We start from the raw sequence: 26,087 nt of genomic DNA on the forward strand, positions 1-26,087 counted from the left end.
TGGCCAGCCTCCTTACAGCGACTGCTGTAGCGCGCGCGCCTCGTCCATTTTTTCGAATCCTTGCGTTTTCATGGCCTGCTCGAGCGCCTTGCGGGCACCGGCCTTGTCGCCGGACTTGGCCAGCGCCTGCGCCAAGTGCAGGCGAATGTCGGCGTCGGCTGGCGACTTGGCCGCCGCAGTTGTCAGATAGCCCAGCCCCCGTTTGACGTCGCCCCGCTGCACCAGGATGGTGCCCACGGTGTCGAGGACGGCCGGGTTGTCGGGCGCGTTTGCCAGCGCTTTCTCTGCCGTCTTGAGCGCACGCGGATCGTTTTCCTGCTGGTAAGCCCACGCCAAGTTGTTCAGTAGTAAGGGATTGTTCGGGGCCTTTGCAACGAGCTGCTCCATCTGGGCGATCGCATCCTTGTACTGCTTTTTTGCCAACAGCGTGTCGGCCGCGTACATGTTCAGCTGCAGATCGCCGGGCGACTGCTTCTGCCACTCCGCCATTCGCACGTCAGCCTCCTTGCCCTTGCCGGAACGGATCAGCGCGCTATGCAGCTTGGCCTTGATCACGGTGACGTTCGCCAGCGCCAGCGCCTGTTCGTACGAGCGCACCGCCAGCGCATCCTTGCCCTGGGCCTGCAGAATGCCGCCTTCCAGCATGAAGCCGGCCGGCTCTTTCGGGCGCTGCTTCTGGATCGCGCGCGCCATCGCGAGCGCCTCGTCCGGCTTGCCGCCGCGCAGCTTCAGTTCGGCGTGGGCCAGCTGGGCCTCGTGGTAGTTCGGATCGATCGCCAGCGCCTTTTTCAGGTTGGCGGCGGCCGCCGCTGGATTATCCAGCGCCATGTGGACCGATGCGAGGCGGAACTGCGCCGGTGCCGATTTCGGGACCAGGCCGGTCAGCTTGCTGTAGGATTCGAGCGCCCCCTCGCGGTCGCCGCTGGCCAGTTGCGCCTGGCCGAGCATGTCAAGCACTTCAGGATTTTTCGGGTGGGCGACCTGGAACTTGCGTACCAGGGACAGCGCCTTTTGATTGGCGCCCGTGCGCAGGTAGTGTGCGCTGAGCAGCATCGCAGGCGCCACGCCATCCGGATTCTCGGCCAGCGCCTTTTCGCGCCACTGCGTCACTTCCGCGGGCTTACCCTGGATTTGCGCCAGTTCGGCCAGGCCGGACATCGCGTAGACACTCTTCTTGTTCTTTTCCAGGAAGCTGACCAGGTGCTTCTTCGCCAGCTCAGGCTTGTTCTCCTTCATCTCGAGCTGGGCCAGGTTGGCGACCGCCGGGAAATAGCCGGCCTCCAGCGCAATCGCCTTCTCGAAGCTGGTGCGGGCGTTCGCAAGATCTCCCTTGGCCAGGTAGACGCCTCCCATCAGATTCCGGACCGCAGGGTCGTTCGGCTGCTGCTTTGCCATTGCGTCGGCGGCAGCCAGCGCCTTGTCGAAACGCATCGCGCGCATTTCGGCCAAGACCAGCAGCTTGCCGGCCCGGGTGGATTTGCCATCGAGCCGCACCGATTCTTCCAGCTCGGCGATTGCGCGGGTATCGTCGCCCTGAGCCAGCTTGCTCACCGCCAGCGAAGTACGCAAGACGGCCGCTTCCGGGGCCATTCTTGCGGCACGCTCGAGGAACTCGCCTGCCTTGGCGAAGTCGCGGCTCTGCATCGCCAGTTCGCCGGCCAGTGCCAGGACCTGCGGATCCTTGTTGGCGTCGGCCATCAGCGGTTCCAGCGCCGCCTGGGCTTCGGTAATTTTGCCCAGTTTCATCAGCGTGGCGACCAACATTTTGCGTGCATTGGCGTTGCGCGGAACGTTTGCGACATACTTCTTCAAGTGCAGCTCGGCCTGCGGCAGCGAACCGAGCGCACTCTCGACCGAACCTGCCAGCAGGACGCTCGGCATGTGTTCCGGCGCGACGCGCAACACTTTCTGAAGCGACTCCTTGGCGGCCGCGTGCTTGCCTTGGGCATGGTCAAGCAAAGCCTGGGCATACAGCACCATCAGGCTGTTGGGCGCCGCTTTATTGGCCGCAGCCATGTCGGCCTGCGCCGCATCAAATTGCTTCGCGGCAATTTTGATGTACGCTTTCTCGATGCTGGCACTGCGATGGTCAGGCTTGACCTTCAGGGCTTGGTCGAACATGGCCAGCGCCTCGTCGTTCTTGCCTTCGGCACGCAGCAAGGCTCCCTTGAACATCCATACTGTAGGGTCGTTCGGGTTCCCGCTCGTGGCCTGGTCGGCCAGGCGCCTGGCGCCGGCGTCGTCCCCCAGCGACAGCGCGCGGCGCGCCATGCCGAGCAGCGCGGCGCCCTGTTTTGGGTTGACCTGCAGCGCCTGTTCGTACGCCAGCCTGGCCGCGTCGGCATTGCCGAGCGAAAAGTGGGCGTCGCCGCGCAGCGCCAACACGTCAGCCTTGCCGGCCGAGGAGGCGGCGGTTTCGTCGAGCACCTTCTGGAACTTGCCTTGCCCCATCAGGGCGATGGCCAGGCCGACTACGGTCTTCTCGGGCGTGGCGCCCAGTTCGGCCGCTTTGCGGATTTCCTTTTCCGCCGAAACCGCGTCGCCCATGTCGTTATACAGCGCGCCCAGGGTCAGGCGCGCTTCGACATTAGCCGGGTTCTTCAACACTGCATTCTTAAGCTGGATAACGGCGGACTTGGTGTCGCCTGCCTGGATGAACTGCCTGGCGTCCGCGACCAGGGATTCTGAGCTTTCGGTCTTGCCGCAGCCCGCGACCGAAGCCAGCATGAGTACGGTGACGGCGGCGGTCGCCCCGGCGACCAGCGTGTTTCGTGTTTTCCGCATAGCAAATCCTGTGGCGTAAGTGGAAGGATCCTGCGATCAGGATCGAACGCATGACATAAACCTGAACGTAGCATATATCAATATTGCAACAAACGATAAGACTGGCTTGTGTCTAAAATACAACTCTTAGCCAAGAGCAACATCCCTATGCAGCGAAGCAATTACCTCGAAAATACACGATCCCAACGCTTTGGGCAATCGATCGTCGGCCTGGTTGCTGCGTGGATCAGTCGTTGACCAAACGCATCAAATACTGCTTGTAGCCGTTTCTAGCGAGTGGGTCGGCCACGCTCCGTATCCTGCACGTGAGCGCCCGTTGGCGGCCGCCGCGAGTTTGGCCTCGATGAAACAAAACGAGACACCAACCGACAATGCTATAAATGCAATTAAAAATGCCATTAAATGGCAACAAATTTTACGGAATGGCAATTATTGAGGTGCAGCAGGAACCAACGGGGGAAGTAAAGCTAGCGCCGTAGACCGCATATCATGCGACGGAGGCAAAGCTTAGAGGGATACAGCACTAGGTAAGCAGTTGAATTTGCAGGAAAAACTGGTGCGGCTGGCGGGGATCGAACCCACGACCCTCGGCTTCGGAGGCCACGAAATTGTCGATTTATGTCCGTTTATCATTGTTGATTTTTTAACTAAATCATTAAAATTCAAAGACATAGGAAAAATTGCCTGTTGATGCTTGTTGTTGGCGCTGATTGAAATCTGACCCACCGCGTGATACAACTCCCGCGAACGCATTCTCGCGGCGAATCCATTTATCCGGGCTGTTTGCACGTCTCGTGCTGCGCATGTGCTGCGTGCTGCGATTGAATGTCATCGTCCCTACGTACTTTTCGTTGGAAAGCACCTGTTTTACGACGTGGGGGATCCACGCTCGGCCTGTATCGGTACGCAATCCTTCAGAGTTTAGCTGCTGCGCAATTCGAACGTCAGCCATCTGCATGTCGATGTACATGACATAAATACGGCGCGCGATTGCGACCTCCGCGCACGATCGAGAAGTTGCAGACCAAACGACCGGCGCGCAGAGAGCTATACTGGAAGGCATTTCCGATGCGGGAATCAGCATGTCCGACATACCGATCGAAGACGGGAGCAGCACCCATGTGGCGGGCAATCCCAGCCATGGGCACTCGCTTGCCCGGGCCTTGCGCGCGCACAGGACGATCAGTGCCGGAAACCGGACACTGCTGCGAGCGATCGAGGAGGCCGAGTTACTGCACGACATGTGTATGGTCGCCGTGGAAGAAGGCGGCTATGCGCGCGCAGGCGTCACCTATGCCGGCAACGGACCAGACAGACCACTGCACTGGATGGTTTGGATGGGCTGCGAACATGGCAAGGCGGTCGAGATCGACGTCGATGAACTCAATTACAGCGGCTACACCTGGGCCGACACGCCACTCGGACAAGACGCAACCGCCATCGCCATCCGCACCGGAAAGGCATTTACCCGTCGCAATGTGCTAACCGGGCCGGTATTCCGCGATCCGGCCTACGATACGCTTCGCAAGCGTGCCGAACAGGGCAACTATCTGTCGTTGACGGCATTTCCCCTCGCGTGCGACGGTGAGGTGATCGGTGCGCTGTTCATGGCTGCGGCCGATTCCGATGCGTTCGACGAACAGGAAATCGGGCTGTTGAGCGAGCTCGCTGCCGACCTCGCATTCGGGATACATACGCTACGTATGCGGCGCGAGCACGACAAAGCGCAGGAGACCATCAGGCGCCTGACGCTATTCGATCCCGCAACCGGATTGCCCAACCGGGCAGGACTGCTGTTAGCGTTGCGCGAGCAGATCGCGGCCGCAAGTCAATCGCAAGGGCAACTCGCAGTGCTGTACCTCGGCGTGGAAAAGTTTGACGAGATCGGCAACGCGCTCGGCCAAGAAGTCTGTGATTGCCTTATGCGCGGCTTGGCGGCCCGCATAGCTTCGTACCTGCCGCACGGTACGCCGGTGGCGACGCCGGGAGAGGGCGAGTTCGCGATTATTCTCCATGATGCCGACCTCGAGCGTGCACTGGAGTACGCTCGAGCAGTACTGGCGGTACTCGCGGCGCCGGTGGAAGCCGTGTCTGCGCTGATTGCCCCCCAGGTGGCTGCCGGGATATCGCTCTACCCGGAACACGCGACCGGACCGGAGAGCCTGGCGCGTCGAGCCAGCGCAGCCATGCACATGGCGCAACGCACATCCATTGGTGTCGCGGTCTACCGTGCCGGCCATGACGAGGAAGTCGCAAACCGCCTGGTGATGATGGGCAGGCTGCGCAGCGCGATCGAACGCGGCGAATTCGAGTTCTATTGTCAGCCCAAGGTCGATATCCGGACATGCAAGCCGTGCGGCGCCGAAGCGCTGATCCGATGGCGCGATCCGGTGCACGGACTGGTAGGTCCGGCCACGTTCATTCCGCTCGCCGAACAATCCGGACTAATCACGTCGATCTCCGGATGGATGATCGAAACGGCGTTTTGCCAGGTGCACGCCTGGAGCCAGGCCGGCTTTGCGTCTTCGCTTTCGGTCAACTTGTCTGCGCACGACATACAGGACCCGGCTCTTATCGGGCGGATCCGCCAGTTCGCCGCCACCTGGGCCGTTCCCGACAAAGCGATCCAGTTCGAGCTAACCGAGAGCGCGCTGATGGACGATCCCGAAACCGCAATTCGCTCTATGGCGCGGTTGAACGACATGGGCTTCCAAATCTGGCTGGACGACTTCGGGACCGGCTATTCCAGCCTAAGCTACCTGCAACGATTCCCGATCCATGCCATCAAGATCGATCAATCGTTCGTGCGCGCCATGATCGTGGACAGCGGCTCGAATGCGATCGTCCACGCGACGATCGATCTCGGACATCACCTCGGCCTGCATGTTGTCGCTGAAGGCGTCGAGGACCGGGCTGTCTGGACCCGACTGGCAGAGTACGGTTGCGATATCGCGCAGGGATTTTTCGTAGCGCAGCCCATGCCGGTAGCGCATTTCCGCGACTGGAACGCCGACTGGCATAGCAGGGAGCCCGGGTGGATACAGTCTTGATCGGTAAATCCAGCCAATGCTCGGGTGCTGAAGGACCGTGTGTAGAGGGTCACTCCGGACGGATTCGCCTGTACACACAGCGCCCACCCGGCCCTGGGCGCGGTCGTTAGCAGCTCGGCGCCCTGCCATTGACCAGTGCTCAAGGCGCAGGCTGTTGATTTGCACCGAAAACTGACCCACTTTGCCGCATAATTTGCACACGAAACTGACCCACGTTTAATTCACAATCCTACTCATGACATTGAGTGGGGAATTGGAGTGATCGACGTGGCATTACTAGGCATTATTCGACGCTGGCACATTCGTGACCAGGTCCCGCTAAGAGAAATCGCGAGACGCCTTGGCATCTCAAGAAACACTGTCCGACGCTATCTGCGCTCGGAAACGACAGAGCCCCTCGTACGCAGACAGGCGCTCGCCCAGCGCAATCGACAAGTACGCTTTCCAGCTTTCAGGACTACTAAAGACTGAGGCGGCCAAATCACGCAAGCAGCGGCGCACTTTGAAACAGCTTCATGAAGAACTAAAGGGGTTGGGCTTTGAAGGGTCTTACGACCGGGTTGCAGCGTTCGCCAGGGTATGGCGGGCGGGTCAAACTGACAGGGTCAATTCAGCTAGCAAACGCACATCGCCCACATCGAGTTTGACTCTAGGATACCCAGAAGACCCAACTGCGTTGTGTAATGGAAGAGCAAATCCGGTGGGTTATCCATAGCGAGCGCGTCAGCTGAAATAGCGAATGTTCGCATTTCTGTAGCAACAAAGCAAAATTTGCAGCCGGACTCCGTTGATAAACGGTGGGGCGATAGGTAGGGTGGGAAAGTGCGCCACAAGGTAGCACGTGGGTAGCACGAGAAAAGACTCAGAGAACCGAAAAACAATAGAACTTCATTGCTTGCTGGTGCGGCTGGCGGGGATCGAACCCACGACCCTTGGCTTCGGAGGCCAATACTCTATCCACTGAGCTACAGCCGCGTAGGGGAATTTCTGAAGTGAGGCGAAGGATACAGTTTTTCCAACCTGCCGTCCATGGAAACTGTCGTGCCAGCCCCTGATTTCCGTTCCAAAGCACGTGCTTTGCGTCTATAATCGCGGGTTTGGCGGGCTTTTTCGCCTTGCAGCTTTGAAAATTGGTTTAAGGACATCATGAGCGACGCACACAACGAACACTACTCCCCTATCCGGACTCCTGGCCAGCTTGCAGCTGCTGTCGCTGCCTTCTTCCTGGTCACCGTCATCGGCATCATCCTGCTGGTGTCCTTCGTCACCACCGGCACGCTGGAAGGCGCCGGGACCGATAGCCAGAGCGCCGACGCAGTCGCGACCCGTCTGGCGCCCGTCGCTGACGAAGGCTTCACCCTGAAAGATGTCAACGCGCCTAAAGTATTGCTCGCTGGCGACGCGGTCTACACCGCTAACTGCGCGGCCTGCCACACCAGCGGCGCCGCCGGTGCTCCTAAGCTCGGCGACGCCGGCGGCTGGGGCGCACGCATCGCCCAGGGTTACGACACCTTGGTCAAGCACGCGGTCGAAGGTATCCGCGCGATGCCTGCCAAAGGCGGCAATCCTGACCTGGACGACGTGGAAGTGGCACGCGCTGTCGTCTACATGGCCAACAAGAGCGGCGCTTCGTTCAAGGAGCCAGCAGTTCCGGCACCAGCTGCAGCGCCGGCGGCAGCAACTGCTGAAGCAGCGCCTGCCGCAGCTGCACCAGCCGCCGAGGCGCCGGTTGCCGCTCCTGCCGCTGCCGCAGCGGCCGCAGCACCTGCCACGCTGTCGGCCGACGCAGGCAAGAACATCTACACCGCTTCGTGCGCAGCTTGCCACGGCGCCGGCATCGCAGGCGCACCTAAGCTGGGTGACAAGGCCAATTGGGCCGCACGCATCAAGCAAGGCGACGCAGTGATGTACGAGCACGCGATCAAGGGCTTCATGGGCAAAGCCGGCATGATGCCTCCAAAAGGCGGCTCGACCGCTTCGGACGCTGAAGTCAAGGCAGCAGTCGACTACATGGTCGCCTCGTCCAAGTAAGACGCTCCAGGCTTCGATGAAACCGCCCAGCAAGGCGGTTTTTTTTGGTCCCTCGTTTTGTCGCATCATTCGGCGGATGACGCGCTTCGCGCTCTTCCGCCCTGCCAAAAATAAAAAAGCCGCTTCGGGAAGTGAAGAAGCGGCTTTTGCTTTTCAGCGGACAGCGGTTACCAGATGGTGACGCGGTCTTTCGGCGCCAGGTACATCTTGTCGCCTTCCTTGACGTCGAACGCTTCGTAGAAGCCGTGCTGGTTGCGCATCGTGCCGTTGGCGCGGAACTGGCCCGGCGAGTGCGGGTCGGTCTTGACCTGGACGATCTGCGCCGCTTCACGCATCTTCATGCGCCATACCTGGCCGAAGCCCATGTAGAAGCGCTGGTCGCCGGTCAGGCCGTCGATTACCGGCGCTGGCTTGCCGCCCAGGGACAGCTTGTAGGCCTTGTACGCAATCGCCACGCCGGAGTTGTCGCCGATGTTCTCACCAAGAGTCAGCGCGCCGTTGACGTTATAGCCAGGCAGTGGGCTGAAGGCGTTGTACTGCGCGACCAGCGCGTCGGCCTTGGCCTGGAACTTGGCGCGGTCTTCGGCCGTCCACCAGTCGCGCAGGTTGCCGTCGCCATCGGACTGGCTGCCCTTGTCGTCGAAGCCGTGGCTGATCTCATGGCCAATCACCGCGCCGATCGCGCCGTAGTTGACCGCGTCATCCGCGCGCATGTCGAAGAACGGCGGCTGCAGGATCGAAGCCGGGAACACGATCTCGTTCATCGTCGAGCTGTAGTACGCGTTCACGGTCTGCGGCGTCATGCCCCATTCGGTGCGGTCGATCGGCTTGCCCAGCTTGTTGACGTTGCGCTTGTAACCGAAGGTGCGGGCACGCATGACATTGCCAACCAGGTCGGTGCGGTCGACGCTGAGGGTCGAATAGTCGCGCCATTTTTCGGTGTAGCCGATCTTCGGCGTGAACTTGGCAAGCTTGGCTTGCGCTTCCTTCTTGGTCTCAGGGCCCATCCAGTCGAGCGTGTCGATGCTCTGGCGGTAGGCTTCGAGCAGGTTTTTGACCAGGACTTCCATGCGCGCCTTGCGCTCGGCCGGGAAGTGCTGGCCGACATACAGCTTGCCGACCGCTTCGCCCATCGCGGTTTCTACGGTCGCGACGCCGGTTTTCCAGCGCGGCTGGTTTTCGGCGATGCCGTTCAGCGCGGTGCCGTAAAACGCGAAGTTTGCATCGACGAACGATTTCGACATGAACTCGGAATAACCGCGCAGCAGTTGCCACTCGAAGTAGGACTTCAGGGTCGCGAGGTCGGTCTTGGCGACTACTTCGTTAAAGCCTTTCAGGTAGCTTGGCTGGTTGACGATGACGTAGTCGACCTTGTTGGCGATGCCGGCCGCGGCCAGCGCCGACTTCCATTCGTAGCCAGGGGTCAGTTCGGCGAGCTTCGCGATGTCGACCTTGTTGTAGCGCTTGACCGGGTCGCGGTTGTCGACCTTGGTCCACTGGACTTCGGCCAGCTGCGTTTCGAAGGCCAGGATGGCTTTCGCGGCGGCGGCGGCGTTCTTCTCGCCGGCCATCGCCAGCGTCGTCTCGATGTGCTTCTCGTACTTCGCGCGGGCTTCGCCCAGCTTGGCGTCGTCCAGTTTCAGGTAGTAGTCGCGGTCCGGCATGCCAAGGCCGCTCTGGGTGACGTAGGCCGCGTAGCGGGTCGATTCGCGTGCGTCCTGCGCGATGTAGATCCCGTACGGAACCGACACGCCGATCTGCGACAGGTGCGCGATCATCGCCGGCACTGCCTTCTTGTCGCGCAGGCCGCGGATGCGCTGCAGCTCACCGGTCAGCGGCTTGTAGCCAAGCTTTTCCAGGCGCGCTTCATCCATGAAGCTGGCGTACAGGTCGCCGATCTTGCGGGTTTCCGAACCTGCCTTGGCGCCCTTGTCCTTCTGCGCGGTCTCGATCAGCGCCAGCAGCTGCGGCTGGGTGTCGTCGCGCAGCTTGGCGAAGCTGCCCCAGCTCGATTTGTCGGCCGGGATCTCGGTCGCCTTCAGCCACTTGCCGTTCAGGTGCACGAAGAAATCGTCCGCCGCGCGCACGGTCGGGTCGATGTACTGCACGTCGATGCCCGAGATCGGGCCGGCAGGCTTGGCGACGTCGGCCGCGCTGGCAAAGGCGGCGATCAGGCTCAGGGACAGGGTAGTCAGCAAATGTCGTTTCACAGGATTGTCCTTATGGGTCTTGGAAAAAAGGCTCGTGGCCGCGGGTGCGTCTCGGGCAGGGTCTCCACCTGCCCGCTTTACTACAGTTTCATCTCAAGCTTAACACTCACGCTCGGGTAGCTGCGAGCCGCCGTGAAGGAGGTCTGCGCCAGGCCGCCGGTGTAAACGACGCGGCCAGTGTCGTAGTCTTCGCCAAGCAGGTTGCTGCCCGAGACCCGCAGATGCACGTCCGGCGTGAATTTCCACAGGCCGTACAGGTCGAGCTGGCGCTTCGGGCCGGTGCTCACACGCTCGGTCAGGCTGGTCTGCACTTCGATCGCAGGGGTCCAGTTAAAGCCGCCGCCGACGGTCAGCGGCACCGCCTTGAGGCGGTAGTCGAAGCCGATGTTGGCGGTCTGCTCGGCCTGCTGGTCGAGCCGGTTGTCCGGACCCGGAATGCCTTCGACGTCGGACCAGAAGCGGCTGTAATTGGCGCGGAAGTCGACGTCGGGCGCGTCGGTCATCAGCTCGGCCAGCTGGAACTTGGCCTCCAGTTCGATGCCGCTGGTGCGCGCGCTGCCGATGTTGGCCGGGCTGGATACCCAGCGGCCGTTGCGCAGGCTGATCTCGCGGCGCATCAGCTTGTCGATGTTGCGAACGAAGGCGCTGGCCGACACGATGCCGTTGCGGCCGAGGTAGTGCTCGTACGCGAGGTCGATGCCCTTGGCCAGTTCCGGCTTCAGGTCAGGATTGCCGATGCGGTCAGGGCGCGTGGCGCTGTTCAGGCGCGAGAAGGTCGGCGCCGCGATCAGGTCATTCAGGTCGGGCGACTTGTAGCTATGCGTGTAGCTGGCGCGGACCTGGTCCTTTTCGGAACCCGGGATGCGCCACACCGTATGCAGCACCGGGCTGAAAACGCTGGTGTTGTTCTCGACGTCGGTGCCGGCGCGGGTGCTTTCGGTGCGGATGCCTTCCCAGCGCAGGCCGAAGTATGCCGACCAGGTTTTGCTGATGTCCCACTCGTCCTGCACGAAGGCGGCGATGCGGCGGGTGTCGGCCGACAGGTCGGAGCCGGAATCCTCGAACTGCGGCAGGCCGTTGTCGAGCGATACGCGGGTGGTGCTGCGGCTGCCGGTTTCGACATCCCAGCCCGCGGCCAGCGTGTGACCGGTGCCTGCCGGTTTGGTGTATTTGCCGCCGAAGCTGAAGCTGGTGCTGCGCGATTCGTCGCCGTCGAAGAAGCGGTCGGTCAGCGCGCCATCGCCGCCGTAGTGGTAGCGCTCGGACTCGCTTTCGCTGCGCCCGCCGCCGAGGCCGAACTTGACGTCGGCCTTGGCGCCGCCTTCGAAACGGTGGACCCAGTTGCCGAAGCCGCGCGTGAAGGTGGAGGTGGCGTCCGACACGCCCTGCGACAGCGCGTACTCCGGCGCCACCAGTCCGATCCGCTGCGCCAGCACGCTATCGGTGGTGCCGACGCTCTTCGCGTGCATCAGGAACTGCTGGTAGGTCAGCGTGTCGCCGTTCTCGAACTTGTACGAGACGCGCGGGCCGAGGTGCAGGCGGGTCGAGCGGCGCTCGCCGCTGCCGAAGATCTCCTGTTCCTTCTGGATATCGCCGCTCTCAAGGATGTCCTGGTCGAACGAGTAGCTTTCGTCGCGCTCGCGGCGCACGCCGGCCGAGCCGTTCAGCAGCCATGTCAGCGCGCCCTGTTTGCCGGGAACCGTCAGCGACACGTCCGGGCTGTGCAGGCCGTTCTCGATACTGTCGGTGACGCGCAGCTGGATGTCCTTCTGCTGGTAGCCCTCGCGCAGCACGATGTTGATGGTGCCGGCGATGGCGCGCGTGGAGAATTCGGCCACCGGGCCGCGCATGACCTCGATGCGCTCGACCTGGTCGGGCGCCAGCGATTCCAGCGAAAAGCCCGGAGGCGGACGCTCGCCGTTGACCAGCATCTGGGTGTAGCCGCTGCCAAGGCCGCGCATGCGTACGCCGCCGCCGCCGCGTCCCGGCGCGCCGCCCATCGTCACGCCAGGCAGGCGCTTGAGAATTTCGCCGACATTGCTGTCGCCGTTGCGGTCCAGTTCTTCGCGTCCGAAGATCATCTTGCCTGCGGTTGAATTGCGGCGCGCCTCGGTGTCGTTGGCGCGGCTGCCGGTGACGGTCACCTGCTGCAGCTTGTTGGCGGCAGCGGCGGGAGCCGCGGGTGCGGTGTCAGGCGCCGGCTGGGCGGCGACGGCGCTTGTCACTTGCGCCACGGCGTAGCCTGCGGCGCCGTTCAGCAGCGCTGCACAGGCAATGGGAATTATTTTTTTCATTGGGCCATTCAAAATAGGTACCGCAAGCGGAGGCGGAATATGCACGCCCCACGCAGGGATGGTGGGATGATCGCATTCTAGCTTCTGTTACCTTCCCGCAAATGCGCGGCAGCCGTTTTTTACTTTTCGATACAGAACGACACAATGTATGCATGCGCTAAGGCGCCGTTGCTTGCACGGCCGTGCGCGCTTGAGGGAATCGGGTTTATACTGGACCGTGCGCGGACTCAGGCGCAAACATTGAATTTCTAGCATCGGTCAGGTGATCTCATGGGCTCAACACTTAAAAATACCAGCCTTGTCGGCCTGGGCGTCATCGCCGGCGTCGCAGTGTCGATGCAATTTTCCGCACTCGCGCAGCGCCCCGTCAATCCGGGCATGCCGCTCGAGGAGCTGCGCCAGCTGGCCGACGTTTACGGCCTGATCAAAAGCGATTACGTCGAATCGGTGCAGGACAAGAAGCTGCTGACCGACGCCATCTCCGGCATGGTCGCTTCGCTCGACCCGCATTCCGCCTATCTCGACAAGAAGGCCTTCCGCGAACTGCGCGAAGGCACCGAAGGCAAATTCGTCGGCCTCGGCATCGAGATCGCCGAAAGCGAGGAAGGCTATATCCGCATCGTGTCGCCGATCGAGGATTCGCCCGCGTACCGCGCCGGCATCAAGGCGGGCGACCTGATCACCCGCATCAATTCGGTGCCGATCCAGGGCCTCGCCATCGACGAGGCGATCAAGAAGATGCGCGGCGAGCCGAAGACCAACGTCAACCTGACCATCCTGCGCAAGGACGCGCCGCAGCCGCTGGCATTCACGATCATGCGCGAGGAGATCGTGCAGAAGAGCGTCAAGGGCAAGATCGTCGAACCGGGCTACGCATGGCTGCGCATCTCGCAGTTCCAGGAGCCGACCGTGGACGACATGGCCGCCAAGATCACGGCCCTGTACAAGCAGGACCCGAACCTGAAAGGCCTGGTGCTCGACCTGCGCAACGATCCGGGCGGCCTGCTGCAGGGCGCCATTGGCGTGTCCGCGGCCTTCCTGCCGAAGGACGCCGAAATCGTCTCGACCAACGGCCAGCTGCCCGACTCGAAGCAAAGCTTCTACGGCCGCGCCGAATACTATGCGCTGAGCGACAACGACGCGCTGGCGCGCCTGCCGCTGGCGATCAAGAATGTACCGATGGTGGTGCTGGTGAATACGGGTTCGGCGTCGGCGTCGGAAATCGTGGCCGGCGCGCTGCAGGACTACAAGCGCGCCATCGTGATGGGCAGCCAGACTTTCGGCAAGGGCTCGGTACAGACCGTGCGCCCGCTGACCAACGACACCGCAGTCAAGCTGACCACCGCGCGCTACTACACGCCGAAGGGACGTTCGATCCAGGCCAAAGGCATCGCGCCCGACCTGCAGGTGGATGAACACGCGGATGGGGACGGGCTGAATGGCCTGCGCATGCGCGAGGCGGACCTGGAAAAGCACCTGTCGAACGACCGCGACGAGGAAGCCGCGAGCGCGCGCAACGACGAGATGGAAGAGCAGATGCGCATCCTCGCGATCGAGCGCAAGCGCGGGCCGCTCGAATATGGCAGCACTGGCGACTTCCAGCTGAAGCAGGCGTTGAACCACCTGAAAGGCTTGCCGGTCCAGCTGTCCACGACGCAGGCGAAGACCACGCTGGCCCACCAGGCGGCCAAGCCGGCGGCGGCGGCTTCCAGGCCCTGACAGGTCCGGACTGTTCTTTTGTCCGGGCTAAGACAGGCGTGTAAAATCATCCCGCCTGCCGGGCACGTCCCGGCTTACCTAATTTGAAAGTCTCCCTATGAAAAAAGTCGTCATCAGCGGCACTGGCCTTTTCACGCCGGCCAATTCGATCACGAATGAAGAGCTGGTCACCGCCTTCAACGGCTACGCCGAACTGTTCAACGCAGAAAACGCGCAGGCGATAGCGGAAGGCACGGTGACCGCGATCGAACCGTCGAGCGCCGCCTTCATCGAAAAAGCGTCCGGCATCAAGTCGCGCTACGTGATGGAGAAGTCCGGCATCCTCGATCCAAAGCACATGACCGCGCGCATTCCCGAGCGTGGCGACGACGAACTGTCGCTGCAAGCGGAAATCTGCGTCAGGGCCGCGCACCAGGCGCTCGACAACGCCGGCCGCGCCGCTGCCGACATCGACATGGTGGTGGTCGCCTGCAGCAACATGCAGCGCGCCTATCCGGCCATGGCCGTCGAAGTGCAGGAAGCGCTTGGCATCCAGGGCTTCGGTTTCGACATGAACGTGGCCTGTTCGTCGGCCACCTTCGGCATCCAGACCGCGATGTCGGCGGTCCAAAGCGGCCAGGCGCGCGCGGTGCTGGTGCTGAACCCGGAGATCACCAGCGGCCACCTCAATTTCCGCGACCGCGACAGCCACTTCATTTTTGGCGACGCCTGCACGGCGATCATCATCGAAGCGGAAGAGACGGCGAAGGGCCGCCACCAGTTCGAGATTCTCGAATCGAAGCTCAAGACCCAGTTCTCGAACAACATCCGCAACAACTTCGGTTTCATGAACCGCTTCGACGAGTCTGGCGTGGGCAAGGCCGACAAGCTGTTCCGCCAGCAGGGCCGCAAGGTATTCAAGGAAGTGTGCCCGATGGCCGCCGAGATGATCAAGGAGACGGTGGAACGCGCGGGCCTGCAGGTATCGGACATTTCGCGCTTCTGGCTGCACCAGGCGAACCTGAACATGAACCAGCTGATCGCGCGCATGCTGCTCGGCCGCGACGCCGGGCCGGACGAGGCGCCTGTGATCCTCGACACCTACGCGAATACTTCGTCGGCGGGGTCGATCATCGCGTTCCACACGCACCATGAGGACATGCCGTCGGGTGCGAATGGCGTGATCTGCTCGTTTGGCGCCGGCTATTCGATTGGCTGCGTGGTAGTGCGAAAAAAATAATCGAACCGTCGTTCCCGCGGACGCCTCGGCGGCCCTGCGGGAACGGCGTTACAGCTTCGCCGCCACCTCCGCCCCGTCCCTGATCGCCCGCTTCGCATCCAGTTCCGCCGCCAGCGCCGCCCCGCCGATCTTGTAGAACCTGGGCCCGCCGGTCGCGCCTTCCGGCGGCATCAGCTCGGTCAGGCTGTCCTGTCCCGCGCAGATCACCACGTTATCCACCGCGATCAGCCGCTCCTCGCCGCCGACCGTAACATGCAGCCCCTGGTCGTCGATGCGGTTGTACTGCACCCCCGCCATCATCACCACGCCGTTACGCACCAGGGTCGCGCGGTGCACCCACCCCGACGTCTTGCCCAGCCCAGCCCCCGGCTTGGACGCCTTGCGCTGCATGAGATACACCTTGCGTGCCGGTTCCGGCTCCACCGGCTTCACCAGTCCGCCCGCCGTGATCGCATTCAGGTCCACGCCCCACTCGCCCGTCCACTCGCGGATCGGCACCGGCAGCGGATGCGAGGCATTGTGCACCAGGTACTCCCCCACATCGAACCCGATGCCGCCCGCGCCGATGATCGCCACGCGCCTGCCCACCGGCGCCTTCTTCTGCAGCACATCGATATACGACAGCACGCTCTTGTGGCCGATGCCGTCGATCGCAGGCATGCGCACCTTGATACCGGTCGCCACAATCACATCGTCAAATCCCGCGGCCGCCAGTTCATCGCGCGCGACGCGCTGGCCGAGGCGCAGCTTCACGCCAGCCAGTTCGAGCTGGCGCCCGAAATAACGGATGGTCTCGGCGAATTCTTCCTTGCCCGGGATCTGCATCGCGATGCGGAACTGGCCGCCGATGCTGTCGCTGGAATCGAACAGCGTCACATCGTGCCCGCGCTCCGCCGCGACAGTCGCCGCTGACAGTCCCGCCGGCCCGGCGCCCACCACCGCCACCTTGCGCACCACGCTGGCCTTCGAATACACCAGCTCCGTCTCGTAGCAGGCGCGCGGATTCACCAGGCAGGTGGCGCGCTTGTTCGCGAAGGTATGGTCGAGGCAGGCCTGGTTGCAGCCGATGCAAGTGTTGATCTCGTCAGCGCGCCCTTGCGCCGCCTTGGCAACGAAGAACGGATCGGCAAGGAAGGGCCGCGCCATCGATATCAGGTCGGCGTCGCCGCGCTCGATGATGTCGTTCGCTTCGAACGGCATGTTGATCCGGTTCGACGCCACCACGGGCACCTTCACTTCGCGCCGCAGCCGCCCGGCCACGCTGGCGAAGGCCGCGCGCGGCACCGAGGTGACGATGGTCGGCACCCGCGCCTCATGCCAGCCGATGCCGGTATTGAGGATCGTGACGCCGGCCTGTTCCAGCGCCTTCGCGACCGCGACCACTTCTTCCCAGCTGTTGCCGCCATCGACCAGGTCGAGCAGCGAGTGGCGGTACATGATGATGAAGTCTTCGCCCACTTGCCGGCGGATGCGCGCGACGATATCGACGGCGAGGCGCATGCGGTTCTCGATGCTGCCGCCCCAGCGGTCGGTGCGCAGGTTGGTGCGCGCGCACAGGAACTGGTTCAGCAGGTAGCCTTCGCTGCCCATCACCTCGACGCCGTCGTAGCCGGCCTTTTTGGCGAGCCTGGCACAGCGGATGTAGTCGCGGATGGTGGCCTCGATGCCCTCTTCGCTCAGCGCGCGCGGCTTGAACCTGGAGATCGGGGATTTGACGCTGGATGCGGATACGACGAACGGCTGGTAGCCGTAACGGCCCGAATGCAGGATCTGCATCAGGATCTTGCCGCCCTCTTCGTGCACCGCATTCGTCACGCGGCGGTGGTTGATGACGTCGCCCGCAAAATTCATCGTCCCGCCGAACGGCAGCAGCCAGCCCTGGCGATTCGGCGAGATGCCGCCGGTGACGATCAGTCCGACGCCGCCGCGCGCGCGTTCGCGGTAGAACGCCGCCAGCTTGCCGTAGTTGTAGAAACGGTCTTCGAGCCCGGTGTGCATCGAGCCCATGATGACGCGGTTGCGCAGCGTGGTGAAGCCGAGGTCGAGCGGGGCGAGAAGGTGCGGGTAGCTGGGAGTGGTCATTATTTTAGTAGTATCGACGCCAATCCCCATTAGAACCCGATTCGTGTAGATGCCGGGTTCTAATCGCTAGCCTGTCAGGCTGCGTAGTAGTCGCGTCCGCGCAGCTCTGCGAAGCTTTCGGTATTCCCGATCCGCACCGTGACCGGGTTCATGCTCATTTTCGGCGACATCGCGCGCCATGCGAACAGCCATTCCTGCTCGTCGGCTTCGGCGCTGGACTTGGTAAACGCCGCGCCCAGTGCGGCCCGCACGCCGTATTCGACGGCGCCGTCGATGCCGGCCCAGTTGGGCAGCGTGCGCTGCACCGCGCGGTGCAGGCGCTCGCCGAATTCCTCGGTGTTGTGGATGACCAGGCAGCTGTCGGCCGTGTGCACGTCGAACAGCGACTTGTCCCAGGATCTGGAGAACGACAGGGTCAGGAAGTTATTCGCGGAGGTCAGCATGAACGCGCCTTCCTTCAGCGACAGTTCGAGTTCCGAACGCAGCGAGTAGCGGTACAGGGTCGGTGGGCGTTTGTAATCGTGCATAGATAATTTTTTCGGTTAAGAGCCATCGGCGCGCATGCGGCGCGGACGCATATGGCGCCGCGCGCGCATCGCCGTCGACGCAATGAAGATTTCGCGCAGCAGGTAGGCGAAGCTGCCAATGAGGGCGAACATGCCAAGCACGAACAGGCCGGCGACGTAGCGGTCGAGCGGCAGGTTGGTCGTGTCGCCGACAAACAGCAGCGCGATGACGAGGCAGATCAGGAACCCGCAGGTCGTGCTGAGCGTAATGGAGTAGTTGATCAGGTGCGAACGCCGGTCCAGCACGTCGAGTTCGTCGAAGTAGGGATCATGGGCGGCGATCTCGAGCCGGTCTTCCAGCACCCGCGAGCGGTCGATGATGCGCGCCAGCCGGTTGGTCAGCACCATCAGCATGGTGCACACGCCGGTCAGCAGGAATACCGGTGCAATCGCCAGCTGGATGACGTGGCCTATGTCGCTAATCTGGATGTTCATGGGTAAGGCAACGTTGTTTTATCGGTCTTGTGGCGCTAGTGTATCAGGCGCCCCGGCCGGACAGGGGCTTAGTCGAAGCGGCCCATCCGCTTGAACTGCTCGGTTGCGGCCACCAGCGCCTTCGAAATGCCCGCTTCCAGCGCGCCGTGGCCGGCGTCCGGAATCATGCGCAGGCGCGATTCGGGCCAGGCCTGGTGCAGGCGGTAAGCCGACAGCGGCGGGCAGATCACGTCGTAGCGGCCCTGCACGATCACGGCTGGAAGGTGGGCGATGCGGCCGACGTTTTTCACCAGCTGGTCGTCGCTGAAGAAGCCAAGGTTGGCCATGTAGTGCGATTCGAGCCGGCCGACGCCCAGGTCGAGCGTGTCGGATGCAGGTTCTTCTTCCTGTGGCAGCAGGAATACGCGGCGGCCTTCGTAGCGGCTCCACGCGCGCGCGGCAGGCCAGTAGACTTCGGGGTCGGTGCCCAGCATGCGCTCGCTGTACGCCTTGAGCAGGTTGCCCCGCTCGGCCTCGGGAATCGGCGCCACGAATTCGTCGTACAGCTCGGGGTAGAACCAGCGCACGCCGTTCAGGAACCAGTCGACTTCAGAGGCCGTGCACAGGAAGATCCCGCGCAGGATGAAGCCAAGGCAGCGTTCGGGATGCGCTTCGCCGTAAGCCAGCGCCAGCGTCGATCCCCACGAGCCGCCGAACACCAGCCACTTGTCGATGCCGAACCTGACGCGCAGTTTTTCGATGTCTTCGATCAGCAGCTGCGTGGTGTTGTTGCGCCACTCGCCGAGCGGCGTCGACTTGCCGGCGCCGCGCTGGTCGAACAGGATCACGCGGTAGTGCTGCGGGTCGAAGAAGCGGCGGTGCTGCGGCGACAGGCCGGCGCCCGGACCACCGTGCAGGAACACGACCGGCACGCCTTCCGGATTCCCGACCTCCTCCCAGTAGATCGTGTGCAGCTCGTCGACTTCGAGCATGCCTTGCCGGGTCGGCAGGATCGGGGGAAACAGGGATGTCGGATTCGCGGGCATGGCTGGTCTCGTGGTGGTCGAGTCCGGATTGTAGCGCACTAGAAAAACGTATTCACCGCATGGTGCACGTTGTATGCGTCGTCCACCGCCAGCAGCAGCGGCCATTTGTCGAAGGTCGTGCAGGGATGCGAAATGCCGCAGCCGACCAGGTCGCCGACGACCAGCGCGTCGCACACCGGGTCGCCTTCCGGCAGCTGCAGGTACGCGTGCTGGTCGTTCATCTTGACGATGCTGCAGCCCTCGGGCAGGACAGTCGGCGCGCCGGGGCCGGGCCGGTGCGCATACAGCGGCAGCGGCAGGTCGATGTCGTAAGAGGCGTCGCGCTTGCCCATCGTGAGGATCGCGAGGCCCGGTTCCGGCCGCGACTGCACCATGCTCCAGACTTCCAGCGCGGGACGCAACCCGGGTCCGCGCGCTTCGCGTTCGTCGAGCGCGCCGATCAGGCGCTGGTAGGAGCCGTGGTCGCTGGTCAGGTAGCAGCCGCTGCGCAACACCGGCCGGACAGGGCGCGACAGGCCGCGCATGCCGTTGAAGCCGCGCGCGACGAGGTCGAAATAGGCCGAACCGCCTGCGGACACGAGGATCTCGGCGCTGCCGAACAAGCCTTCGCCGTCGGCATCGCGCGCAAGCTGGGCGATGCGCGCGACAAAGGCTGCTACCTCGCGCACGTCGGCTTCGCGGTCGTTCGAGACCAGCAGGCCTTCATAGCCTTCGATGCCGGCCAGTTGCAGGCCCGGCGTGGCGGCGACTGCGCGCGCGACCGCCATCACTTGCTCCGGACTCCTGCATCCGGCGCGTTTGCCGGGCAGGCCCAGTTCGACCAGCAATGGCAGCGGGCGCGCAAGCGCCTGCGCGGCTGCGGCTTCACCGAGCCGCGCGACGCCGTCGAGCGAATCGACCAGTGCGGACACCTCGAAGTCCGGGTCGCCGCGCATCAGGTGCAGCACGCTGTTGATGTCGGCCTTTGCCACCAGCTGGTTGGCCAGCAGCACGCGCCGCAGGCCGAAGCGGTGCGCTACCTGGACCTGCGCTGCGGTGGCGAGCGTGATGCCCCAGGCGCCGTTGGCCAGCTGGGCGCCGAACAGCTGCGGGCTCATCGTGGTTTTGCCGTGCGGCGCAAGCGTCGCGCCGTAGCGGTCGCAGAATGCGCGCATCCAGTCCAGGTTATGCTGCAGCGCCGACGTCTTGAGCACTGCAACGGGGAAGCTGGTATCCGCGTTCAGCACATTCCAGCCTTGCACGCCGATCGCGCCCTGGCGCAGCGGCTCGGTAATCGGAAGGCCCTTGACGCCGGGATGCAGCACTCGTTCGTCGAGTGACGACAGTGTCATGCCGCCCCGCTGGAGTGTGAACATGGTGTTACCTCTGCTTTTTGGCTGGCCGCATGGCTGGGCCGGTCCAGTGTAAAAAAGGCTTCGGCGGCGCCGTCGCCATGACTGCGCCGCCAGCCCTGCGCGGTGTAGAAGCGGTCGGCGCGCGTGCCTGGTCCTGTGCTGAGCACGACCTTCGCATGCCCCTGTTCGAACAGGTAGCCGGTCGCCAGCGCCAGCAACTGCTTGCCGATGCCAGACCCCTCATGCGCCGGGTCGACAAACAGCGCCCAGATCGAGCCGTCGTCGCGGCTTGCATAGGCAAAGCCCGCGATGACGCCACTGCGTTCGCACACCCACCCACGGCCCAGCGCCCCGAGATAGTCGGCGTACATCTTCGGCGTGATGCGCGCAGGATCGCGCAGTTGGTTTTCGACGACGGCAAGGCGGATCGCCGACATTGCCGGGATGTCGCGCGAGCACGCGATGCGGTAGCTGGTTATGGTCATTGACGTTAACGGATGTAACAAGAAAAAGTACGGCACAAAATGCGTCATTCCCGCGAAGGCGGGAATCCATAGCACCCCGGTTCATGGGCGGCGTGGATTCCCGCCTGCGCGGGAATGACGGTGTACGTCTGGCTGAGCGCTTACGACATGTGCTGGCCGCCGTTGATCGCGATGTTAGCACCGGTGACGAATGCCGCTTCGTCCGACGCCAGGTAAGCCACCAGGCCGGCCACTTCTTCCGGCTTGCCAAGGCGCGCCATCGGGATCTGCGGAATGATCTTGGTCTCCAGGACTTCCTTCGGAATCTCGGTCAGCATCTTGGTGCCGATATAACCCGGCGAGATGGTGTTGACGGTGACGCCTTTGCGCGCCACTTCCAGCGCCAGCGCCTTGGTGAAGCCGTGCATGCCGGCCTTGGCCGCCGAGTAGTTGGTCTGGCCGAATGCGCCCTTCGATGCGTTGACCGACGAGATGTTGATGATCCGCCCCCAGCCGCGTTCGACCATGCCGTCGCAGACCGGCTTGGTCATGTTGAACACGGAGTCGAGGTTGGTCGACATCACCGCATCCCAGTTCGGCTTGTCCATCTTCTTGAAGGTCATGTCGCGCGTGATGCCGGCGTTGTTGACCAGCACGTCGATCGGGCCGACTTCCTTCTCGACCCTGGTCACGCAGGCCTGCGCCGAATCGTAGTCCGCCACGTCGCACTCGTAGGCCTTGAACCCGTAGCCCATGTCTTTCGTCGAAGCGAGCCACGATTCGACCTTCCTGTTACCAGGCGAATACGTCGTCACGACCTTGTATCCCAGCGCGGCAAGTTTGAAACATACTGCCTCGCCCAAGCCGCCCATACCGCCAGTTACCAATGCCACTCTAGCCATGTGTCTTCTCCAGTTTTTATAGGTGATCCATAACTACTCTCTACGTTCAGTCGCGCTCGATTGCCAGTGCCACGCCCATGCCGCCGCCAATGCACAGGCTCGCCAGGCCGCGCTTGGCGTCGCGCCGCGCCATCTCGTGCAGCAGGGTCACCAGGATGCGCGCGCCGGATGCGCCGATCGGGTGGCCGATGGCGATGGCGCCGCCGTTGACGTTGATCTTGCTGGTGTCCCAGCCCATCTGGCGGTTGACGGCGATCGCCTGTGCGGCAAACGCTTCGTTAATCTCCATCAGGTCGAGGTCCTGGTGCGTCCAGCCGGCCTTCTGCAGGCACAGGGTCGATGCCGACACCGGGCCGATGCCCATGATTTCAGGCGCCACGCCGGACGACGCATACGCCTTGATTCGCGCCATCGGGGTCAGCCCCAGTTCGCGCGCCTTCGAGGCCGTCATCATGATGACCGCGGCCGCACCGTCGTTGAGGCCCGATGCGTTACCCGCGGTGACCGTGCCCGCCTTGTCGAACGCAGGGCGCAGGCCGGACAGCGATTCAAGCGTCGCGCCATGCTTCGGATACTCGTCGGTGTCGAACATCACCGCGCCTTTTTTCGACGGGATTTCCAGCGCGATGATCTCGTCCTTGAACTTGCCCGCTTTCTGCGCCGCTTCGGCTTTCAGCTGCGACTGCAGCGCGAACTCGTCCTGCTCGGCGCGCGAGACTTCGAACTTCTTCGCGACGTTTTCGGCGGTCACGCCCATGTGGTACTGGTTGTAGACGTCCCACAGGCCGTCGACGATCATGGTGTCGACCAGCTTGGCGTCGCCCATGCGGAAACCGTCACGCGAGTTGTTCAGCACGTGCGGCGACGCGCTCATGTTTTCCTGGCCGCCGGCGATGATGATGCTGGCGTCGCCGCAGCGGATCGCCTGAGTCGCCAGGTGGGTGGCCTTGAGGCCGCTGCCGCACACCTTGTTGATGGTGTAGGACGGGATCATGTTCGGGATGCCGCCCTTGATCGCCGCCTGGCGCGCCGGGTTTTGCCCGACGCCGGCGGTCAGCACCTGGCCAAGGATGACTTCACTGATGGTGGCGGGGTCGATGCCGGTTTTTGCCAGCAGGCCGCGGATTACGTGGGCGCCCAGCTCCGCAGCGGGGATCTTGGATAGCGTGCCGCCAAACTTGCCGACTGCGGTTCGGCCGGCGGCCACAATTACGACGTCTTCCATGTATTTCTCCATGTTCCGGCCACTGGCCGAAGGGTTTCAGGGCACTGCGCCCAGGCGGCAAAGTTATCTATCCTAAATTGCTGATCTGGCCCGCGTTTGAGCAAAATCAATCTTATCAGCTAATTCACGAAAATCTACTGTCGCGGGCAAGTCAATTTTCCGGAAATTGCCTATACATGCCGGGGCCGCAGGTCCGCCCGTCTTGTCCCATGCTCCCGTTCAGGCAAATTTCACAGTAGAATGCACGGGCCCTGCATCCGCCGGGCTTAGTTGCCGTCAGGAACGACCGATGGCGCCGAACCCCCAGCCAGATATTTATGCTCAAAAGCCCGTCCCAACTGCCCATCGAAATCAAGATTTCCACCGTCGTTGCGATCTCCACGATCCTGCATTCGGCCGAGCCGCTGGCCATCGACGCCGCCCTGAAGCAGATGACGGGCGGCGTGTCCGACTTCTTCGAAGATGAATTCGCGGTGATCGACGTCGGCGCGATCGCCGCCGACGTGAGCCACATCGACTGGGACCAGCTCGTTGATGTCCTGAAGAAATACCGCCTGAACGCGGTCGCGGTACGCGGCGCCACCCCGGCCATGGCCGAGGCGATCCGCGCGCGCGGCCTGTCGATCGACGACGGCAGCAGCGGCGTCAAGCCGCGCGACGAAGCCGAAGCGGCGCCGGCGGCGCCGGTCCCGGCGCCCGCATCCGCCCCTGCCGCCCCTGTGGCGCCAGTCGCCGCGGCGCCACTCGGCGCGATGATCGTCGATACCCCGGTGCGCGCCGGCCAGCGCGTGTATGCGCGCGGCTGCGACCTGATCATTACCGCTGTCGTCAACAATGGCGCTGAAATCATCGCCGACGGCAGCATCCACGTGTACGCCGCCTTGCACGGGCGTGCCCTGGCCGGCGCCTCCGGCAATGCGGAAGCGCGCATTTTCGCGCTGTCGATGCAGCCGGAGCTGGTTTCCATCGCCGGGGTGTACCGTACCTTCGACGAAGGTTTCCCGCCTGAACTGGCCTTGCGGCCTGCACAAATCCGTTTGCACGGAGACCGACTCGATATACTATCGCTCAGTTCGGCTACCCGCGCCTGAAAACCAGATACTGAAAAGGACCTTCTGTGGCAAGAATTATTGTTGTGACGTCCGGCAAAGGTGGCGTCGGCAAGACCACCTCCAGCGCCAGCTTCTCCACCGGGCTGGCCATGCGTGGCCACAAGACCGCGGTGCTCGACTTCGACGTCGGCCTGCGCAACCTCGACCTCATCATGGGCTGCGAGCGGCGCGTGGTGTACGACCTGATTAATGTGATCAATGGCGAAGCGACCCTGAACCAGGCCATGATCAAGGACAAGCACTGCGACAACCTGTTCATCCTGCCGGCCTCGCAAACCCGCGACAAGGATGCCTTGTCGGAAGAAGGCGTCGAGCGCGTGCTGAACCAGCTGATCAACATGGGCTTCGAGTACATCATCTGCGATTCGCCGGCCGGCATCGAGCACGGCGCCCTGATGGCGCTGACCTTCGCCGACGAAGCGGTCATCGTGACCAACCCGGAAGTATCGTCGGTGCGCGATTCCGACCGCATCCTCGGCATCATCCAGGCCAAGTCGCGCCGCGCCCAGACCGGCGCCGAGCCGGTCAAGGAGCACCTGTTGATCACGCGCTACTCGCCGAAGCGGGTCGAAGCGGACGAAATGCTGTCCTACCAGGACGTGCAGGAAATCCTGCGCATCCCGCTGATCGGCATCATCCCGGAATCCGAATCGGTGCTGCACGCATCGAACCAGGGCAACCCGGCCATCCATTTCAAAGGTACCGACGTTGCCGAGGCGTACGAAGATGTGATTTCGCGCTTCCTCGGCGAAGACGTGCCGCTGCGCTTCACCAGCTACGAAAAGCCGGGGCTGCTGCAGCGCATCTTTGGGACGAAGTGACATGGCCCTGCTCTCATTCCTGTTCCCTCCGAAGCCGAAGAGCGCGACCGCCGCCAAGGAACGCTTGCAGATCATCATCGCGCGTGAACGCACCCACCGCGCCGGCCCCGACTTCCTGCCGGCGCTGCACCGCGAGCTGATCGAAGTGATTTCGAAATACACCAAGGTCAATGCGGACGACATCAAGATTTCCCTGGACCGCCAGGGCAACCTTGAAGTGCTCGACGTAAACGTGGTGCTGCCGGACAACTAACCGGCCTGGCCGGCCGCGCCTGCGAAAGGGCGGCCGGACTGCCTACGCCGGCTGCGCGCCGGACAGTTCGCGCGCCACATTGGCGCACGCCTCGACGTGCTTGTAGCCGAGGTGGCGGAACACGGCAAATCCAATGCCCGCCGCGACGATCGACCCGGCAATCGGCACGAACTTGGTCGCCGACTTGGCCGCCGACCGCACGCCCATGCGCTTGAAGACGCCGAGCAGCAGCTCGCGCGACACAATCTTTCCCACTAACATACCCCCGATGCCGACTGCCGCCTTGTAGGCGATCAGCTTGTGGCTGGGCTGCAGGCGGTCGATCTGCTCCGCCGTCAGGCCGAACGATGTATTGACTTCGTCGACCAGTTTGGCGAACAGCGACAGGTCGGACACCACGTCGATTCCCGGGATCGGCACGGCCGACACGCCGGCCGCGATGACGGCTTTGCGCCGCACCAGGCGCCGGCAGCGTTCACGTACGTCATTGATTTCCTTGGTATTCACGGGGATTGTTCCCCACTGCGCCGCCGCAACGCTTGTCATGCTCGTTCTCCCTGA

20 protein-coding genes, 1 tRNA gene and 1 pseudogene are annotated in these 26,087 nt (G+C 63.1%); 8 read left to right on the top strand and 14 right to left on the bottom strand.

Annotated elements, in window-relative coordinates; all coding sequences use genetic code 11:
* Positions 1-12 precede the first annotated feature (12 nt).
* A complete protein-coding gene (gene prsT, locus HHL21_RS04525) occupies positions 13-2,784 on the bottom strand; it encodes an XrtA/PEP-CTERM system TPR-repeat protein PrsT (protein WP_169464066.1) in 2,772 nt (923 codons plus the stop codon).
* 655 nt (positions 2,785-3,439) lie between these two features.
* A complete protein-coding gene (locus HHL21_RS04530) occupies positions 3,440-3,868 on the bottom strand; it encodes a recombinase family protein (protein WP_169464067.1) in 429 nt (142 codons plus the stop codon).
* On the opposite strand from HHL21_RS04530, the gene HHL21_RS04535 reads away from it, so the two are divergent.
* Positions 3,867-5,834, top strand: coding sequence for a bifunctional diguanylate cyclase/phosphodiesterase (locus HHL21_RS04535; protein WP_169464068.1), 1,968 nt, complete (start codon positions 3,867-3,869; stop codon positions 5,832-5,834). The two genes, HHL21_RS04530 and HHL21_RS04535, sit on opposite strands and share 2 nt — an antisense overlap.
* A gap of 258 nt (positions 5,835-6,092) precedes the next feature.
* Positions 6,093-6,423 (top strand): annotated as a pseudogene (locus HHL21_RS04540) (helix-turn-helix domain-containing protein); the annotation flags it as partial.
* 310 nt (positions 6,424-6,733) lie between these two features.
* On the opposite strand, the gene HHL21_RS04545 reads toward HHL21_RS04540, so the two are convergent.
* Positions 6,734-6,809, bottom strand: a tRNA-Arg gene (locus HHL21_RS04545).
* A gap of 171 nt (positions 6,810-6,980) precedes the next feature.
* Between HHL21_RS04545 and HHL21_RS04550 the strand changes: the two genes are divergently transcribed.
* Positions 6,981-7,865 carry a c-type cytochrome gene (locus HHL21_RS04550; protein WP_169464069.1) on the top strand — a complete coding sequence of 295 codons (885 nt, stop codon included), beginning with the start codon at positions 6,981-6,983 and terminating at the stop codon, positions 7,863-7,865.
* A gap of 167 nt (positions 7,866-8,032) precedes the next feature.
* On the opposite strand, the gene HHL21_RS04555 is transcribed toward HHL21_RS04550, so the two are convergent.
* Positions 8,033-10,075 (bottom strand): M13 family metallopeptidase, encoded by a 2,043-nt coding sequence (locus HHL21_RS04555; RefSeq protein ID WP_169464070.1) that lies wholly within the window; start codon positions 10,073-10,075, stop codon positions 8,033-8,035.
* Positions 10,076-10,155: 80 nt separating this feature from the next.
* Positions 10,156-12,369, bottom strand: a complete 2,214-nt coding sequence (locus HHL21_RS04560) for a TonB-dependent receptor plug domain-containing protein (RefSeq protein WP_169464071.1) — start codon at positions 12,367-12,369, stop codon at positions 10,156-10,158.
* A gap of 270 nt (positions 12,370-12,639) precedes the next feature.
* Here HHL21_RS04560 and HHL21_RS04565 point away from each other — a divergent pair, with 270 nt between their 5' ends.
* Positions 12,640-14,088 (top strand): S41 family peptidase, encoded by a 1,449-nt coding sequence (locus HHL21_RS04565; RefSeq protein ID WP_169464072.1) that lies wholly within the window; start codon positions 12,640-12,642, stop codon positions 14,086-14,088.
* 97 nt (positions 14,089-14,185) lie between these two features.
* Positions 14,186-15,307, top strand: coding sequence for a beta-ketoacyl-ACP synthase III (locus HHL21_RS04570; protein ID WP_169464073.1), 1,122 nt, complete (start codon positions 14,186-14,188; stop codon positions 15,305-15,307).
* Positions 15,308-15,355: 48 nt separating this feature from the next.
* On the opposite strand, the gene HHL21_RS04575 is transcribed toward HHL21_RS04570, so the two are convergent.
* The 8 genes from HHL21_RS04575 to HHL21_RS04610 all read right to left on the bottom strand — a co-directional run bounded on the left by HHL21_RS04575 (position 15,356) and on the right by HHL21_RS04610 (position 23,340).
* Positions 15,356-17,389, bottom strand: a complete 2,034-nt coding sequence (locus HHL21_RS04575; protein ID WP_169464074.1) for an NADPH-dependent 2,4-dienoyl-CoA reductase — start codon at positions 17,387-17,389, stop codon at positions 15,356-15,358.
* A 74-nt stretch (positions 17,390-17,463) separates the two neighbouring features.
* Entirely contained in the window at positions 17,464-17,916 is a 453-nt protein-coding gene (locus tag HHL21_RS04580; RefSeq protein WP_169464075.1) for a hypothetical protein, read from the bottom strand.
* 15 nt (positions 17,917-17,931) lie between these two features.
* The gene (locus HHL21_RS04585) at positions 17,932-18,390 is read right to left on the bottom strand and encodes a DUF2721 domain-containing protein (protein ID WP_169464076.1); all 459 of its coding nucleotides are present in this window, start codon (positions 18,388-18,390) and stop codon (positions 17,932-17,934) included.
* A gap of 68 nt (positions 18,391-18,458) precedes the next feature.
* A complete protein-coding gene (pip, locus tag HHL21_RS04590) occupies positions 18,459-19,415 on the bottom strand; it encodes a prolyl aminopeptidase (RefSeq protein ID WP_169464077.1) in 957 nt (318 codons plus the stop codon).
* Between the two features lie 38 nt (positions 19,416-19,453).
* Entirely contained in the window at positions 19,454-20,770 is a 1,317-nt protein-coding gene (locus tag HHL21_RS04595) for an amino acid deaminase (RefSeq protein ID WP_169464078.1), read from the bottom strand.
* A complete protein-coding gene (locus HHL21_RS04600; RefSeq protein WP_229496043.1) occupies positions 20,743-21,234 on the bottom strand; it encodes a GNAT family N-acetyltransferase in 492 nt (163 codons plus the stop codon). Before HHL21_RS04600 ends, HHL21_RS04595 begins: the two co-directional genes overlap by 28 nt.
* A 140-nt stretch (positions 21,235-21,374) precedes the next feature.
* Positions 21,375-22,115: an acetoacetyl-CoA reductase gene (phbB, locus tag HHL21_RS04605; protein ID WP_169464079.1), complete on the bottom strand. Its 741-nt coding sequence runs from the start codon at positions 22,113-22,115 to the stop codon at positions 21,375-21,377.
* A 46-nt stretch (positions 22,116-22,161) separates the two neighbouring features.
* On the bottom strand, positions 22,162-23,340 hold the full coding sequence (locus tag HHL21_RS04610) for an acetyl-CoA C-acetyltransferase (protein WP_169464080.1): 1,179 nt from the start codon (positions 23,338-23,340) through the stop codon (positions 22,162-22,164).
* Between the two features lie 317 nt (positions 23,341-23,657).
* Between HHL21_RS04610 and minC the strand changes: the two genes are divergently transcribed.
* From minC to minE, 3 genes are read left to right on the top strand one after another with little or no spacing between them, the layout of a single operon-like run.
* A complete protein-coding gene (minC, locus tag HHL21_RS04615; protein WP_169464081.1) occupies positions 23,658-24,431 on the top strand; it encodes a septum site-determining protein MinC in 774 nt (257 codons plus the stop codon).
* A gap of 26 nt (positions 24,432-24,457) precedes the next feature.
* On the top strand, positions 24,458-25,273 hold the full coding sequence (minD, locus tag HHL21_RS04620; RefSeq protein WP_169464082.1) for a septum site-determining protein MinD: 816 nt from the start codon (positions 24,458-24,460) through the stop codon (positions 25,271-25,273).
* A gap of 1 nt (position 25,274) precedes the next feature.
* A complete protein-coding gene (gene minE, locus HHL21_RS04625; protein ID WP_169464083.1) occupies positions 25,275-25,526 on the top strand; it encodes a cell division topological specificity factor MinE in 252 nt (83 codons plus the stop codon).
* 42 nt (positions 25,527-25,568) lie between these two features.
* Here minE and HHL21_RS04630 read toward each other — a convergent pair whose 3' ends face one another.
* A complete protein-coding gene (locus HHL21_RS04630) occupies positions 25,569-26,072 on the bottom strand; it encodes a hypothetical protein (protein WP_169464084.1) in 504 nt (167 codons plus the stop codon).
* Between the last annotated feature and the right edge of the window lie 15 nt (positions 26,073-26,087).

Source organism: Massilia polaris (assembly GCF_012927275.1).
GTDB lineage: Bacteria > Pseudomonadota > Gammaproteobacteria > Burkholderiales > Burkholderiaceae_D > Telluria_A > Telluria_A polaris.